We start from the raw sequence: 15,603 nt of genomic DNA, 5'->3' as shown, positions 1-15,603 counted from the left end.
CCCCCTCCTCCTAATTCCATATTCTATAAAAGAAGAGCATATAACCAACTAGTAATGAAACGATTGCCGTAATCAGAACAGCACCAGCAGCTACATCTTTAGCAATTTTTGCCATTGGGTGAAATTCTGGGGATATCATGTCTACTATCGTTTCCACCGCTGTATTCACCATTTCAGCGACCAATACACTTGATACCGTTATTACTAGTATAAGCGCTTCATGTTTTGTTAGTTTCGACCACCAAGCTAACAAGGCTACTAAGATCATTGCTCCAAGATGAATTTTCATATTGCGCTCATGTCGAGCGCAATATAATATACCTCTAAAAGCATTTCTAAAGGCGCATAACATATTTCCCTTTCTCATCACTACACACGAGTAATACCTAAGAAAGATAAAACATATTCCTCTTCTTGACGCATCTCTTTTTTATCCTCTTCCGACATATGATCATATCCTAGCAAATGTAGAATGCCGTGTACTGTTAAATAAGCTAGCTCACGTTCTAGGCTATGACCATATTCTTCAGCCTGGCGAGTAGCCGTCTCTAAAGAAATTATAATATCCCCTAACAAGACCTCTTCTGGTCCATCTATCATCAGAGGCTCCTCACCCTCATTTAGGGCAAAAGACAATACATCTGTAGAACAATCCTTATCTCTATACTGGCGATTTAAAACTCGTATATATTCGTCATCAGCTAACACAAGACTAACTTCAGTATGGGGCTCGATGCCATAGGCCTCAGCAGCTTTATTTAGTACTGCAATCACTATCTGCTCCATTTGAGGTGTTACTATCATCTTTTCCTGAACATTGCTTATTGCTACTTCCATTTTTTGTTTTTCTCCTTTCCAATTCCTTTAATGTTTCTGGGTATTCAATTCGAGTATGAAACATACTGGAAAGAACTCTAATAAATACGTCACCTATTACGTTTAAATCCTTTAATGTTACATTGCATTCATCTAGTTGCCCGTCATGCAAACGCTCACGAATAATCTTACGAACTGTGGCCTCAATCCGATTTACATTTGGTTTACCAATGGATCGCACGGCCGCCTCGCAAGCATCAGCTAACATAATAAGAGCCGCCTCTTTACTTTGGGGACGAGGCCCCTCATAGCGAAAATCAGCCTCAATAATACATTCACTATGTTCATTTTCAGTAGCCCTTTTATAAAAATAAGAGACTAACATCGTACCATGATGCTGTTGAACAATATCAACAATTACCTGAGGTAATTTGTAATCGCGACATAAATCAACCCCGTCTTTAATATGCGAAGTGACAATTAAGGTACTTAAGGAAGGTGCTATTTTGTCATGAGGATTTTCATTTACCACTTGATTTTCCACAAAGAAGTAAGGTCTTTTTATCTTTCCAATATCATGGTAATAAGCTCCAACTCTGACGGTAACAGGATCCGCATCTATCGATCCTGCGGCTGTCTCAGCTAAATTTCCTACCAGAACGCTATGATGATACGTTCCAGGAGCATCTAAAAGCAACCTTTGTAATAGAGGATGGTTTGGCTGAGCTAAATCTAATAATTTAAGAGGCGTAGTAATATTAAAAGCATTTTCTAAATAAGGAAGTAGCCCAGTCGTAATAACAGAGGCTCCAATCCCACTCAGAACACCCTGTACACCTTGCATTAAAATTTGAGAATTATTTAGTTGCTCGATAAAACCAGTAGAAGCAATCACTAAAAAATTTATACCAGCAATCCAAATTCCCGTTCTTGTCAAGCTATATCCATGAGCCATTTTCGAAACACTATAAACACCAATTAAACTACCAATTAACACTGTAGACACCGCTCTTAAATCATGTTCCACAATAATGCCAAAAAGCAAGGACAAGGCTATGCTAATGACTAGTCCGAGACGAGTATCTATCAAAATAGCAACAAGAAGAGCTCCTGCAGCAATAGGTGCTGAAAAGTCAGAATAGTAATGTGCAGCTTTACCTAATAGCAATGTTACTAACATAATCAACCCTAGTAACACTAAATACAAATCGTTTTCATAAATTGGATAAGCAAACTTATACATATATCCTAGAATAATTAGCATAGTCGTTAAAACAAAAATAGCCAGTCCAAAAATACGCATTTCATTTACATGCCCTTTAGACAATCCTAATTCTTCCATAGCGTGAATTTGTTCTGCAGTAACAAAATCTCCACGTCTGACCATAACCTGTCCCTTTTTTACCGTTTCACGAACAGGCTCAATGCTAGCCATAGCAGACTGCTTGCGTTTATCTGTTTCACGCACGTTTAATATAAGAGTTGGTCGTAGTAACGCTTGCCCAATGCCAGCAACTACAGTTTCAGTAGTCTTCCCTAATCCCATTTCTTCCGTTTCGATAACAATATGTTTCCTTGCTATATCCAAATCGTCATCCCGAATTCCACGCTGAAAGAATTTACGTAGAATCGCTTTCGACTGTTCTTCCGCATTTGCCATCGCTTTTTCATCAAGAGCGATTAATCCCTGAATGACACTATTAGGTAGGGGAACTGGTAAAACTTTCTGCAATTTTTCTATTTTTTGTTCTGTTGATTCTAATGTTTTGTTAGAAGTGGCCATTCGCGCTTCACTAAAAATCATACTAATACTTTCTTCAGCTTTAGTAATAACAGCAATATCCAAATCATATACGTTAGCTACGCTAGCTAACACTTCATCTTCAAATTTTTTCGTTTTAATTAGGTCTACATAGGCAACAGTTCTTGGCGCAATGACATCACGGTCACTAACTTGTCCTACTTCAAAAGAGACTTTTTCTGAAATAAAATCAGATGATAAGATAATCATAAATAAGAGAAAAAATGCTAGGCCTAATACAATCCTTCGTGCAATTGGCCTTGCATATACACTTGTCGGCTGGGCAAAAATCTCTCGTAACTTATTATTTAAAGATATCACTTATTTCAACTCCATCATTTAGAAGCATGCATTCACATGCAACCAGAATGTTAACTCATTTTTGTGGTAATAAATAACAATATCAGTTTTCCCCATTCCCCAGCGTCCTATTCTTGGCGGTATATCTACTACGTTAAGCGGCAATTCATTAATAAAAGAAGAAAGGGCTAGTAAGATACGTTTTGCTATATACTGCAAAACGTGAGCCCTTCCAACATCTTAGCAATGAATCAACAACAATGTACTCATTCACTGTATATTACTATCATACTTTGTGGTTATATTGACAATTTCTCCAATGTCTTCTACGGTTTCGACACTTACTTTAACACGTACCAGATTTTTCTCAGGCATTTGCAATACTTCAATATTCCTTGATAGCACATGCGCTGTTTCGGGAATCAAAGATTGTAATGCTGTCAAAGCTTTAATTTTTCCTTGCTCTTTTGCTTCTTCTATACCAATCTCAACTTTCTTGGACTTCAATTCATGATATGTACTTATAATAGATTCGACAGCAAGATCATGATTCCTCCACCAAGATAGCTTTTTATTGAAAACCTCAACTTCAACTAATCTTTCTGGTTTTTCTTCAACTTTTTTTAATAAGAATTCCTGTTGCCCTATTCGTAAGGCTACACCAATCTCTTGTTGTCCTGTTCGTTCATAAATTGTTGTAACCAACTCCGATTCTCCATAACTTTCGTACCATACACGGGCTTTTATAATTCCATTTGCCCTAATCAATTGAGGGGGGACTTTGGCAGTTTCCGGCATATCCACTGGGCCTTCGTAACTAATTCCTTTTATTAATAAATCCCCTTTTTTAACGGTATCTCCCTTTTTAACAATACTTTGACCCGTTAATGGAATAATTTCCGTAATAACACCATCTTTTTGTGCAACTATATTGGCAGGCGCCTTGTCTTGGGTTTTTTGCATTGTTTTTTCCACCACTTCTACTACTGCATGTATACCTGTAAAACTAATTCCTACCCAAGCAACTTCCGGTATTGTCACTGCTATTTGATTTTCAATCTGCTTTATTGGAATGGTATCTTTAAGCACGCCTGGCTTTAATCCACTTTCGTATACGATTTCTCTAATTCGCTGAACAGGGATAGATTTAGCACCTGTAATGTCAATAAACCAAATATATGAGACTAGAGTATTTAAAACAAGCAAACATACTGCAGCACCAATAACCATCATTTTCCTTCTTTTTACCTTTCTTGTCAAAAAAGGCAAGCCTGAATAACCAACCACTTTTATCTGATTTTTGCTTTGACGTACTAATGGTCGAATTGAAAAAAAATGTTCTAAGCTCATACAAACAAAAAGACCCTTACTATTTTTAGTCAATCCCCATAATGGAATATTTTGTATCACACATAAATTAATAAATTTCTCTGGCATAGCCCCGCTAACTTTAATCTTAACAGTACCACTTATATATTGGAACATATTACGTATCATACTTGACTTCCCCCACCGTGCCCTCAACTAAAATTTGTTCGATTTGTAAATTACTTAATACTAAACTTTTACCATGAATAATAAGCTCACCCTGTTCCAAATTTATACGTACTAACGAGGGAGTGTACTCAATAATCCCTTTATGATTTTCTACAAGTAGCTGTTTATTACCCAACATTGTTATACGGGGTAAATCCAGCACAATATCTTGGGGAATCTCTAAAATGCCAGCTAATCGTTGTAAATGCCTATTTTTATTATATTGCACAGTACCCCCTCCTCCATATAAAATATATGCCAAACATTGACCTTTAGTACGAAAATACCCAAAAAGCAAATAAGAAAAGACTTGGCTTCCACCAAGTCCTTGGACGCAGGCAGAAGCCTTAGTCCTTCTTACTTGGAATCAAGAAAGTGTTATACTTTCTTGATTCCGCAAAAAAGACGTGGAAAAAATTCCACGTCTTTTAGACAACTGAAATAGGTGATACATAATCCATCTCTCTCTGTTGTAAGAAATCTTCAAATTTGTGAACCTTTACAGGAGCTGCAAACCGCATGTAATTTGTTGCAACTATCATTTCACCACAATCTAAGTTCTTTATTTCATTGCGCTGTTGCAAAATATCTTTCCGACACATAGCTTCTAATTTGCTTCGATCCGCCTTAGATGCTAAGCCAAGGATAAATAAGGTATTTAGTTGAGACAACACCTTATCAGCCAACAACCGAGGTTGCTGATCCACTACACACATTCCTAAATTAAACTTTCGTGCTTCGCTTACTAAACGCGAAAATACATTATTACTACTATTCTCTTTCTTACCTAAGAATCTATGAGCTTCTTCTAAAACAATTAGTACTGGTTTTATCAAACTACGCTCTAAGTCTGTCTTGCTAGCGTAATTTGTTAATAACTTTTTAGATAGCAAGGTAGATAAGGCTTGTTCGCCTACGGCTGAGACATTTTTTAATTCAACAAGAACGACCTTCCCTTGCTCTAATTGGGAGATGATGTCAGCTACCACAGTAGCTTCTTGCTCATTTACATGAAGCTCCTGCTCTAAATTCCAGCAAATACTTTTAATTTTTCCAATGGTTCTAGGATGAAATTTTTGTCCCGTACAACCAGCGACCTCATCAATAATATCCTTCGCATCGTACTTAAGCACATAACGCATCCAGTCATCTTGCCAGACCGATGAAAGTTTATAGATTGCATCAAGTTGTGGTTCAGTAAAAGTTGCACAAGCAGTAATATCTTCTGGACCAACTTCTGAAAAATTAACTGTAATTGTTTTACCATACTCTTTTACATCTGTATGGTAAACGCATAAACGGTCCTTCGAAGCCGGGTGGGAAGATAAATCTTTGTAATACTCATTATGCACATCAAAAATCAACAGACCATAATTACCACTATCAATCACGGAACTGGCTAATACTTTAACAACATTACTTTTCCCTGATCCAGTGGTACCAAATATTCCAATATGCTCTGTAATGGCTTTTGATCCATAAATACCTACGGGCATATTTAATACCCCTCGACCACTCTTTAAGTATCCTATTTCCAAGTCGCCTTTTATTTCAGATAAGAGACTTGTATCTTCTGCATTCAATGTACGTATCTGACAAAAAAAGTCTGGGCATGTTTTGGGATTTAATAATTGTCCTTTATCATTCACATAACATAGCTGCTCAGCTAGGCCTATTTTAACTGTATGATTGCCTCCCATATAGAAATCTAGTTCTTCTTGATTCTCAACTTGTCCATTTTCATCCAATTTGCTCATTAAATAACCAACGCCATTTAAACCTGACCAGCGAGACTTGACTTTAAAGTCATAGGCTCGAATATAAAATTTATCCTTATTTGTACCTTCTACTACTAAAATATCACCAAAATCAACGTCCTGATTTGGCGCAACAACGAATTCTATTGACGTACCCTTTGCATAGGTTAATCTTCCTTTATACTCTGTTTCCATAGATTACGCCTCCCTTTATTTTATTAAGTTGGCAATCTCCTCTACTTCTTGAATTAGTAGTACTTTTTTAATTATCTTTCATTCCATGCATAGATAATTTATTTATTATTACTTATGTTGTGCTAAAAAACAAAAAAAAATAACAGGGTTTATTTACCCTGTTATTTTCTTTCTATTTCAAATCAATAATTTTTATCTTTATTGTTCAGACTTATTTAAATTTCCCTTTAAATGGTCTATACGCCCGTGGAGGTTGTAATATCTCGGCAAAAATCACACCATTTTGGATGACACTCTCACTTAGCTTTCCCTCCCAAGGGGATAATTCTTTCTCTATATTATTTACAAGCTCATTTTTATCAGTTACATTAGAGGATATTTGAGAACTATGTGCATGGGGTGTATCCATCAGTAAACTTTCTTCATACTCATTCTCCATAGGAGGTAACACTTGTTCTACAGATACCTTGCTTACTTTTTTTGGCTTTATGTAATGCCGCCATAAAGGAGGAATTAAGTACATAGCCGCAATTAATGCTAAAGGTAATAAATTATCCATAGTATCACCTATTTCCTTGGTTCTTCAATCTTATTTGAAGAAGGAGGTATTGCAGGTCCAGACTTACTAATTGTTTCCCGCATTTGAGTATCTGCCATAATATTGTTCATATTATAATAATCCATAACCCCAATACGGCCTTCTGTTAATGCTACAGAAAGTGCGTGAGGAATTTGAGCTTGGGCTTCTACCACCTTGGCCTGCATTTCCTGAGTATATGCTTTCATTTCTTGTTCATTGGCAACAGCCATAGCCCTACGTTCTTCCGCTTTCGCTTGTGCAATTCGCTTTTCCGCCTCTGCTTGGTCGGTCAATAATTCAGCACCAATATTACGTCCCACGTCCACATCAGCAATATCAATGGATAATATTTCAAACGCCGTACCTGCATCGAGGCCTTTTGCTAATACAGTGCGTGAAATATGATCAGGATTAGCTAATACGTCTTTATGATCATGGGATGAGCCAACTGTCGTAATGATTCCCTCACCTACTCTAGCTAAGACAGTTGCTTCTCCAGCACCGCCTACCAAACGATCAATATTGGCTCGCACCGTCACTCTTGCCTTAACCTTTAGCTCAATGCCATTTTTTGCTACAGCCGCAACGATTGGTGTCTCAATGACTTTAGGATTAACACTCATTTGCACGGCTTCCAATACATTTCTTCCTGCCAAATCAATAGCGGCAGCTCGTGCAAAAGGTAAGGGAATTTCAGCCCGATGGGCAGCAATTAAAGCATCAACCACACGGTCTACATTACCACCAGCTAAATAATGGGCTTCTAATTGATTAACATTTACGTCGAGCCCCGCTTTGTTTGCCTTAATTAACGGCAAAACGATATTTGCTGGAGGAACACGCCTTAGCCTCATACCAACCAATGTGATAATACCAACTCTCACCCCTGCAGCAATGGCTGAAATCCATAATCCAAGGGGGACAAAATGCAAAAATATACTAATACCAATAACAACCAATAGTACTAAAAACAAGGGACCAATCATACTAATCATGTTTAACATATTCATTTCCTCCTTTATTTAGACACGTCTTACAAGAATTCTGCTGCCGTTACAACTCACCACCTTTACCCGAACTCCTGGTTCAATATACTGACCTTCCGAAATAACATCTAGGTGGACACCTTCGATATCAACCATACCAGCAGGCCTTAGTAAAGTTATAACTACACCCTCTTTCCCGATATAGCTAGTATAATCTGCACTGCTGCTAAAACCATGCTCCTTTGTCTCTGCATCCGCAAGTGTCAGCTTAGTCCATAATTTACTTGTTGGTAAATATTTAAGTACTACAAGAAATATAATGATCGCTACAATTAAACTCATTGATAATGTGGCTAAAGCCGATCCATTCCCTCCTAGAGTAAGAAAAAGACTAACTAAAATACAGCTTGCACCGCTAATACCCCAAAAACCAAAACCAGGCACAAATAATTCTATTAAAATAAGTAAGGCTCCACTGATGAACAAAATAAGTTCAAGCCATCCAGCAAGGCCCGTCAACCATTGGCTGCCAAAGAACAACAATGCGGCAACTAGACCAGTAAAGGCCGCTACCCCCAATCCTGCTGTTTTAATTTCTGTAAATACAGCCAAAAATATTACAGATAACAAGAGTGACTTTACTGTAGGGTCGGATAACCAACCTGCAAATCTTTCTGACCAGCCAATCTGATATTCCCTTCTTTCATTCTCTGCTAACCCATAGTATGATAAAACCTCCTCCCTATCAGCAGCTATAAAATCAGCATAACCAACTTCTTTCGCCTGGTAATCTGTCAGAGCTAAAATTTGTCCTGGTTCCGCATAACCGGGAAAACCAACAGTTTTATCAACCATAGCTTCTGCTACCTTAACATTACGCCCACTTTTATTGGCGGTAGCGGCAAACTCGGCTTTTAGAGCAGCAACCGTTTTTTCGGTTGTCGGTATTGGCTCTGCAGCACCAATGCTCCCTCCGGGCGCGATCGCAATATGTTTATGAGAAATAGCAATCAGTGCCCCCGCTGACCAAGCCCTATTTTTTATATAACAAATAGTCTCAATTGGTGTCTGGCTTATCATATCACGAATCTTAACAGCAGAATCAACTAAACCACCAAAAGTATCAATTTCAATCATGATCGCCTTGGCGTCGAGACTTTCAGCTTCAGCCATTGCACGGTGTACTAGAGCAACTTGACTATTATCAATCTCTCCTTTTATCTGTATAAAAACGACTGGCTGCGCCCCAGCCACTAGTGGATAGTGGCCATAAAATAAAATTCCAAGAAACATACTTAACACAATTTTTATTAGCATACGTTTCACGCAAATCACCTCCAAATTTATTACTTATTTTTTCGACAAACCTCTTGACTTGTCGAAGCTTGTATGTTAATGTCTAATTGTAAGTATTAAGTGACATAAATTATACTTTAATTATACTCTACATTTGTATTATATGTTGTAACATTCATACTATATATTTAAACTATTTTACTAGGACTTATTATAATTTTTCTAGTTAAACTTTGCAAAACATATAGCTTCTTTTTAGTAATAACTATAACAAATAGGAAACAACAATCATTCTACTATTTGCATTAACTTTTTTTAAAACATAGATATTTTCGCACTCGATAAAATTACTAATTATGCTTCACTTAACTACATCAAAATAAGACAAGCTTAAGCTTGTCTTATTTTTTTTAATTTTATAGATCTTAGTCGCACTTATCCAGGGACTTAGCCGCTCTTAACTCCCACTTATATAAGTGAGCCTTGGATTCAAAAATCCTTAGAGCGAACTTACTTCGAGTTTTATAGACTGTTATCCTAACCAGAGGGCAGGATATTATAGGCTGTTAACGAGATGAAGATGGGTCTTAGAGCGGTTTAGTCATCGGATAAAATTAAAATCCGGTACTTATTTAAAATAAGTACCGGATTAACTCATTGATTTAGCAACTCACGTACAATGGTATTGACTAACTTTCCATCAGCACGTCCCTTAACTTTCGGCATAAGTACAGCCATCACTTTACCCATATCTTTAGGGCTAACAGCTTTGGCTTCCACTACAGCCTGCTCCACTAAAGTGCGAACTTCAGCTTCACTTAGTTGTTCCGGTAAGTAATTCATCAAGATAGCAACCTCTTGTTCAAGGTTTTCAACCAAATCTGGGCGATTACCTTTTTTGAACTCTTCAATTGAATCTCGACGCATTTTTACTTCCTTGGCAACAACATCTAAAACCCCATCATCAGAAAGCTCTTGTTTACTGTCAATCTCGACATTCTTTATGTTAGCACGTACCATACGTATAACAGAAAGGCGCAACTTACCTGCCTCTTTGTTCTTCATGGCCTGCTTCATATCTTCTGTCAATCTTTCTTTCAAAGACATATAAAAACCTCCGAAACTTGGAAAATCCTAACTAAAACTTACGTTTACGCGCTGCTTCGGATTTTTTCTTGCGCTTTACGCTAGGTTTTTCATAATGTTCGCGCTTCCTTATTTCAGCAAGAGTGCCGGCTTTTTGACAAGTACGTTTAAATCTGCGGAGTGCACTATCAATTGTTTCATTTTTTCCAACTTTAACTTCTGACATCTGATATCCCTCCCTCCACTGGACCGATATGGGAAGTGTATTTCTTCTACATACACCTAGAAATTATACACGATAAAGGTAAGCATTGTCAATATCAACCTGGTGGCCAAGTCATTGCCCTACCACCTAACAAGTGCCAGTGCAAATGATGAACCGTTTGCCCACCATTCTCCTTCGTATTTACGACCAAACGGAATCCATCTTCATCGATTCCTAATTTAGACGCAATCTTTGGTATGGTTGATAAGATATGACCCATTAGTGAAACATCTTCAGACGCCAGTTCTAGAAGATTAGCAATATGCTTTTTTGGAATTACTAACACATGGACAGGAGCAACGGGATTAATATCAGGAAAAACAATCATATGTTCATCCTCGTATATTGCCGTTACAGGTATCTCATTGGCCGCAATTTTGCAAAAAATACATTCCTGTGGCATACTACAACACCTCCCTTCTTCTGTTCACTACGAAGTAGCACGTCTGAAACACTAATAGGATAATATACTTTGTTTATATGTATCTGATCCTATAAAATGATTCTGCCTTTTTTATAGATATCCTGCTATAAAATAAATAAATTTCAAAAAGTTACTGTACTATTTCGCCCCACAGGCCATCCTGATACGTTTTTAGCAATAAAACTTTGTAGATTTTGCCTTGCATATTTTTATTTCCATTCACATATACCCTAATATAATTACCAGTTAGTCCATCAATTATTGCAGAATCTTTTTGGTTTTCTATCTCGAATAAAACATCTAATTGTTTATTTAAAAATTGCTCCTGAAACTCTACAGCTTTTCGGTCTGCCAGTTCCTGCATTTTGTTTACTCGATATTTTTTTTCGTCTTCACTTACCTGCTCACTAAATTGAGCTGCTGGCGTACCACTGCGACGAGAATAGGGGAAAATATGCATTCGCGAAAAATTCATTTTCTCTACAAACTGTAAAGCATTCTCAAACATTTCTCTTGTTTCTCCAGGAAAGCCAACAATAATATCTGTTGATATCCCGATACTCGGAATTGACATCTTAATATTATTAATAAGTTGTCGATATTCAGCCAAGTTATAATGCCGGTTCATAGACTTAAGAATTGTATCATCACCAGCTTGCAAAGGCAAATGCAAGTGATCGCATAATCTATCATCATACTGCATAATGGTAATCAGCTCATCGGATATTTCAATAGACTCTAAAGAACCTAGGCGAAGACGAGTAAGGCCGTCTCTACTAAGCACTGCCTTTACTGCATCCACTAATGTAATATTATCCTCCATACCACGGCCATAGGCGCCTAGATGAATACCTGTTAAGACAATTTCCTTAAAACCTGCCCCAATTAATTTTTCACTCTCGGTAATAATACTCTCTAATGGACGGGACCTTAACGGTCCACGAGCATAGGGAATAATACAATATGTACAAAAATTAGTACAACCTTCTTGAATTTTCAAAAAAGCCCTTGTACGACCTGGTGTATCAAATAATGGGATATCTTCAAAATGCTCTGCATTCATAATATTCGTCACTACATTAACTGGAGAAATGGAATTCACAGCTTCCTCCACCAGATCTACAATGCGATGCCGATCTTGCGTACCGACAATTACTCTCACACCTTCAATGGCTTCAATCTCTTCTGGAGATACTTGAGCATAACAACCAGCCACAGCCACTACAGCCTTGTCATTAAGGCGTATCGCTCTGCGAATAATTTGTCTAGATTTTTTCTCACCCAAATGGGTAACGGAGCAAGTATTAATCACGTAAACATCAGCAACTTGATCAAAAGGAAGAATTTCATAACCTCGTTGTTTAAAAAGTCCTTCCATTACTTCTGTTTCAAATTGATTTACTTTACATCCTAAGGTAGTAAATGCAACTCGTGGCACAATTAACCCCCCAAATCACCATACTCATACATAATCATTGCCACTCCCGCTAATGATGCCGTTTCAGTGCGCAAAATACGTGGCCCTAACGTAACAATCGAAGCACCTTGCTCTTGACATTGGGCAACCTCTTTAGCACTAAAACCACCTTCGGGTCCAACCAACAAAAGGTAGGAAGCAGCGGGCTTCTCCATCAATGCTTGCTTTAAGCCTTGGGATGTTCGTCCTTCATATAACATAATGATAGCCACATCGGAAGGAAGGTTGGCAAAAAGATCTGCTAACCCCTGGATAGGTTCTACAGTAGGCACAATGGTACGACCACATTGCTTTGCTGCTTCTACGGAAAGCTTTTGCCACCTATCTCGGCGAGAAAGTTTCTTAGCTGGATCATACTGGACAACCGAGTGCTCCATTTGTATTGGATATACCGCTTTTACTCCAAGCTCTACGGCCTTTTGTACGATGTAATCCATCTTGTCACTCTTTGGCAATCCCTGAGCTAAGTAAACATTTACAGGTGCTTCCTTTTGTTCTACGATTCCGTCTTGGAGCAGTAGTTTTACTTGTTCAGAAGCAAGTTCTTCTATCACGGCAGTACCAGCCAATCCATCAGGAGCCACCACTATGATCTTGTCACCAACTTGTAGCCGAAGCACTCGACAAATATGATGAGCATCCTGACCATGTATGAACATTTCTGCCGCTAATGGCGTAGCAATAAAAAAGCGACGCACCCTAACAGCCTCCCTTACGGGCTATGACCGCCACCCAGCCACCTTCTTCGATCACTTTATCAACAAGTAAATTATGTTCTAACATGACAGCAGCAACATCACTTAATCGCTCACTAATAATACCGCTGGCAATAAAAATACCATTTTCTTTTAAACGTGCTGGAATATCAACAATTAATTTAATAACTACATCTGCAATAATATTGGCAATTACAATATCAGCTTTACCTGTGACGCCTGTCAACAAATCTCCTTGGGCTACTTTTACAACATGTTCGACTTGATTAATTGCAACATTTTCAGCAGCTACCCTAACTGCAACACTGTCTAAATCCACGGCTTGCACACTAGCAGCACCTAACTTAGCCGCGGCTATGGATAAAATACCTGAACCTGTCCCCACATCAAAAACAAGACACCCAGGTTTAACGACTTCTTCTAGGGCACGACAGCACATTGCAGTCGTCTGATGGGTACCTGTACCAAAGGCCATACCTGGGTCTAATTCGATTACTAGATCATCAGAGGCGGCTTTATACTCTTCCCAAGATGGTTTTATTACAATATATTGACCCACTTTGATAGGATGAAAGAACTCTTTCCATGAGGACGCCCAGTCTTCTTCCTGTACTTCACGGCACCGCATATCCCCTATTCCTTTGTCCATACCACGAGAGGAAATCTGCTGAAATTCCTCTTCAAAATTACGCAACTTTTCATCTAATTGGTCATCAACAGGCAAATACGCTTTAACGGTTACAATTTCTGTATTACTTTCTTGCTCAATATCAGAATAATCCCATACACCTGATGTTAGGTATGAATTCACAAGCTCAGGATCTTCAATGACCACACCACTTGAACCTAATTCATGAAAAATATTGGCCACCGTTTCGGCAGCCTCGTGTGTAGTCTGAATACTTATTTCAGCCCATTTCATACCAATCGCCCCTTTTCCTCTTCTATCAAGGAAATATCCCATCCGAAAACGTTAAGTTCGGGCATGGCAATATCTCCATAGCCTATTATAAACTACCAATATACAAAAATTTGTATATTGGTAGTTTATTTATTTCCTATACCCCAAATACATCCTTCACTTTTTTGAAAAAATTCTTTTGCTCAGGATTAATATTCTCACCACTAGCTTTCCCAAATTCTTGTAAAAGTTCTCGTTGTTTTTCATTTAATTTTTGTGGTGTGACTACTTTGACCCTGACATGCTGATCACCACGACCATTTCCCCTTAAATGAGGAATCCCTTTTTCGCGTAAGCGGAAAATAGTACCTGATTGAGTTCCTTCGGTAATTTTCAGTTTCACTTTGCCATCTAGTGTGGGAACCTCAATTTCATCCCCTAATGTAGCCTGAACGAAGCTGATCGGAACTTCGCAGATCACTTCACTACCTTCCCGTGTAAACAGTTTGTGAGATTTTACAAAAATATAAACATACAAGTCACCAGGAGGGCCACCACGTAGTCCAGCTTCTCCTTCATGACTAACTCTAAGTCTTGAACCATTATCTACACCAGCTGGAATTTTGACTTTAATTTTGCGTTTTACACGAGTTTTACCTTGTCCATGACACTCTTTGCATGGCGTCTGTACAATTTTACCCTCTCCATGACAACGGTCACACACCCTGGTATTTATCATACGGCCAAACGGTGTATTTTGGGCCACTTGAATTTGACCGGTCCCTTTACACTGACCACAAGTTTCAGCATGGGTTCCAGGTGCAGCACCTGACCCGTTACATTTTTTACAATCTTCTGTTCTTGGAATCTGTATTTCTGTTTCTACCCCAAAAGCAGCTTGTTCGAAAGTAATTTCCATGTCATACCTAAGGTCAGATCCTTTTTCAGGCCCTGGTTGACGTCCACCAAAACCAGACTGTCCACCGAAAAACATGTCAAAAATATCGTTAAATCCACCGCCGCCGCCAAATCCACCAAAGCCGCCGCCACCACCACCGGCACCGCCTTCAAAAGCAGCATGACCAAATTGGTCATATTGCGCCCGACGCTCACTATTTGATAAAACTTCATATGCTTCATTTACTTCTTTAAATTGTTCTTCCGCTTCTTTAGTATTATCACGATTTACGTCAGGATGGTACTTACGGGCCATCTTACGAAAAGCCTTTTTTATTTCATCATCAGACGCACCTTTACTTACGCCTAACACTTCATAGTAGTCGCGTTTACTCACTTTACACCATCCTAAAAACTTTTTAGTTACAACTATAAAAAAACAATTGAACCACAAAAACACGATGTCACAATCGTGTCAGTGTGTTTTATAGTTATTACCGCTATCAATTATATAGTATTTGGCAGGGAAAGCAACCTATCCCTGCCAAATATCAGTGATTTTTCTTATGC

17 protein-coding genes are annotated in these 15,603 nt (G+C 38.3%); all 17 read right to left on the bottom strand.

Translation table 11 applies throughout. The features are described 5' to 3' along the window. Positions 1–10: 10 nt before the first annotated feature. A complete protein-coding gene (locus QSJ81_RS18145) occupies positions 11–352 on the bottom strand; it encodes a diacylglycerol kinase family protein (protein WP_285718754.1) in 342 nt (113 codons plus the stop codon). A gap of 17 nt (positions 353–369) precedes the next feature. After that, positions 370–804, bottom strand: coding sequence for an rRNA maturation RNase YbeY (ybeY, locus tag QSJ81_RS18140; protein ID WP_285718883.1), 435 nt, complete (start codon positions 802–804; stop codon positions 370–372). Further along, positions 755–2,938 carry an HD family phosphohydrolase gene (locus tag QSJ81_RS18135; protein WP_285718753.1) on the bottom strand — a complete coding sequence of 728 codons (2,184 nt, stop codon included), beginning with the start codon at positions 2,936–2,938 and terminating at the stop codon, positions 755–757. Before QSJ81_RS18135 ends, ybeY begins: the two co-directional genes overlap by 50 nt. A gap of 18 nt (positions 2,939–2,956) precedes the next feature. Continuing rightward, complete coding sequence (locus QSJ81_RS18130) at positions 2,957–3,136, bottom strand: hypothetical protein (protein ID WP_285718752.1); 180 nt, start codon at positions 3,134–3,136, stop codon at positions 2,957–2,959. Positions 3,137–3,187: 51 nt separating this feature from the next. Beyond that, the gene (gene yqfD, locus QSJ81_RS18125; RefSeq protein WP_285718751.1) at positions 3,188–4,414 is read right to left on the bottom strand and encodes a sporulation protein YqfD; all 1,227 of its coding nucleotides are present in this window, start codon (positions 4,412–4,414) and stop codon (positions 3,188–3,190) included. Next, positions 4,404–4,682: a sporulation protein YqfC gene (gene yqfC / locus QSJ81_RS18120; protein WP_285718750.1), complete on the bottom strand. Its 279-nt coding sequence runs from the start codon at positions 4,680–4,682 to the stop codon at positions 4,404–4,406. The genes yqfD and yqfC overlap by 11 nt, the downstream gene beginning before the upstream one ends. A 199-nt stretch (positions 4,683–4,881) precedes the next feature. After that, positions 4,882–6,405, bottom strand: coding sequence for an ATP-binding protein (locus QSJ81_RS18115; RefSeq protein WP_285718749.1), 1,524 nt, complete (start codon positions 6,403–6,405; stop codon positions 4,882–4,884). A 211-nt stretch (positions 6,406–6,616) separates the two neighbouring features. Continuing rightward, positions 6,617–6,964 (bottom strand): hypothetical protein, encoded by a 348-nt coding sequence (locus tag QSJ81_RS18110; RefSeq protein WP_285718748.1) that lies wholly within the window; start codon positions 6,962–6,964, stop codon positions 6,617–6,619. A gap of 8 nt (positions 6,965–6,972) precedes the next feature. Next, positions 6,973–7,980: a flotillin-like protein FloA gene (gene floA / locus QSJ81_RS18105; RefSeq protein ID WP_285718882.1), complete on the bottom strand. Its 1,008-nt coding sequence runs from the start codon at positions 7,978–7,980 to the stop codon at positions 6,973–6,975. Between the two features lie 27 nt (positions 7,981–8,007). Next, complete coding sequence (locus QSJ81_RS18100) at positions 8,008–9,288, bottom strand: NfeD family protein (protein ID WP_285718881.1); 1,281 nt, start codon at positions 9,286–9,288, stop codon at positions 8,008–8,010. A 633-nt stretch (positions 9,289–9,921) separates the two neighbouring features. Beyond that, positions 9,922–10,374: a GatB/YqeY domain-containing protein gene (locus QSJ81_RS18095; protein ID WP_285718747.1), complete on the bottom strand. Its 453-nt coding sequence runs from the start codon at positions 10,372–10,374 to the stop codon at positions 9,922–9,924. 31 nt (positions 10,375–10,405) lie between these two features. After that, the gene (gene rpsU / locus QSJ81_RS18090; protein WP_007936555.1) at positions 10,406–10,579 is read right to left on the bottom strand and encodes a 30S ribosomal protein S21; all 174 of its coding nucleotides are present in this window, start codon (positions 10,577–10,579) and stop codon (positions 10,406–10,408) included. A gap of 94 nt (positions 10,580–10,673) precedes the next feature. After that, positions 10,674–11,021 (bottom strand): histidine triad nucleotide-binding protein, encoded by a 348-nt coding sequence (locus tag QSJ81_RS18085; RefSeq protein ID WP_038671564.1) that lies wholly within the window; start codon positions 11,019–11,021, stop codon positions 10,674–10,676. 151 nt (positions 11,022–11,172) lie between these two features. Next, positions 11,173–12,480 carry a tRNA (N(6)-L-threonylcarbamoyladenosine(37)-C(2))-methylthiotransferase MtaB gene (gene mtaB / locus QSJ81_RS18080; protein ID WP_285718746.1) on the bottom strand — a complete coding sequence of 436 codons (1,308 nt, stop codon included), beginning with the start codon at positions 12,478–12,480 and terminating at the stop codon, positions 11,173–11,175. Positions 12,481–12,482: 2 nt separating this feature from the next. Then, a complete protein-coding gene (locus tag QSJ81_RS18075) occupies positions 12,483–13,217 on the bottom strand; it encodes a 16S rRNA (uracil(1498)-N(3))-methyltransferase (RefSeq protein WP_285718745.1) in 735 nt (244 codons plus the stop codon). Position 13,218: 1 nt separating this feature from the next. After that, positions 13,219–14,157, bottom strand: a complete 939-nt coding sequence (prmA, locus tag QSJ81_RS18070) for a 50S ribosomal protein L11 methyltransferase (RefSeq protein WP_285718744.1) — start codon at positions 14,155–14,157, stop codon at positions 13,219–13,221. Between the two features lie 136 nt (positions 14,158–14,293). After that, positions 14,294–15,430: a molecular chaperone DnaJ gene (dnaJ, locus tag QSJ81_RS18065; RefSeq protein WP_285718743.1), complete on the bottom strand. Its 1,137-nt coding sequence runs from the start codon at positions 15,428–15,430 to the stop codon at positions 14,294–14,296. Positions 15,431–15,603: the final 173 nt, after the last annotated feature.

Origin of the sequence: Pelosinus sp. IPA-1, assembly GCF_030269905.1 — a bacterium.
Lineage (GTDB): Bacteria > Bacillota > Negativicutes > DSM-13327 > DSM-13327 > Pelosinus.
The sequence above is the reverse complement of the archived record's forward strand: the minus strand, read 5'-3'. Positions and strand labels throughout refer to the sequence as shown.

Excerpts from the sequence above, each read along its gene's own strand:
- QSJ81_RS18085 (WP_038671564.1), bottom strand. The coding sequence starts at position 11,021 with ATGCCACAGGAATGTATTTTTTGCAAAATTGCGGCCAATGAGATACCT.
- QSJ81_RS18100 (WP_285718881.1), bottom strand. The coding sequence starts at position 9,288 with ATGCTAATAAAAATTGTGTTAAGTATGTTTCTTGGAATTTTATTTTAT.
- QSJ81_RS18110 (WP_285718748.1), bottom strand. The coding sequence starts at position 6,964 with ATGGATAATTTATTACCTTTAGCATTAATTGCGGCTATGTACTTAATT.
- yqfD (WP_285718751.1), bottom strand. The coding sequence starts at position 4,414 with ATGATACGTAATATGTTCCAATATATAAGTGGTACTGTTAAGATTAAA.
- QSJ81_RS18145 (WP_285718754.1), bottom strand. The coding sequence starts at position 352 with ATGTTATGCGCCTTTAGAAATGCTTTTAGAGGTATATTATATTGCGCT.
- QSJ81_RS18095 (WP_285718747.1), bottom strand. The coding sequence starts at position 10,374 with ATGTCTTTGAAAGAAAGATTGACAGAAGATATGAAGCAGGCCATGAAG.
- QSJ81_RS18115 (WP_285718749.1), bottom strand. The coding sequence starts at position 6,405 with ATGGAAACAGAGTATAAAGGAAGATTAACCTATGCAAAGGGTACGTCA.
- ybeY (WP_285718883.1), bottom strand. The coding sequence starts at position 804 with ATGATAGTAACACCTCAAATGGAGCAGATAGTGATTGCAGTACTAAAT.
- floA (WP_285718882.1), bottom strand. The coding sequence starts at position 7,980 with ATGATTAGTATGATTGGTCCCTTGTTTTTAGTACTATTGGTTGTTATT.
- prmA (WP_285718744.1), bottom strand. The coding sequence starts at position 14,157 with ATGAAATGGGCTGAAATAAGTATTCAGACTACACACGAGGCTGCCGAA.
- rpsU (WP_007936555.1), bottom strand. The coding sequence starts at position 10,579 with ATGTCAGAAGTTAAAGTTGGAAAAAATGAAACAATTGATAGTGCACTC.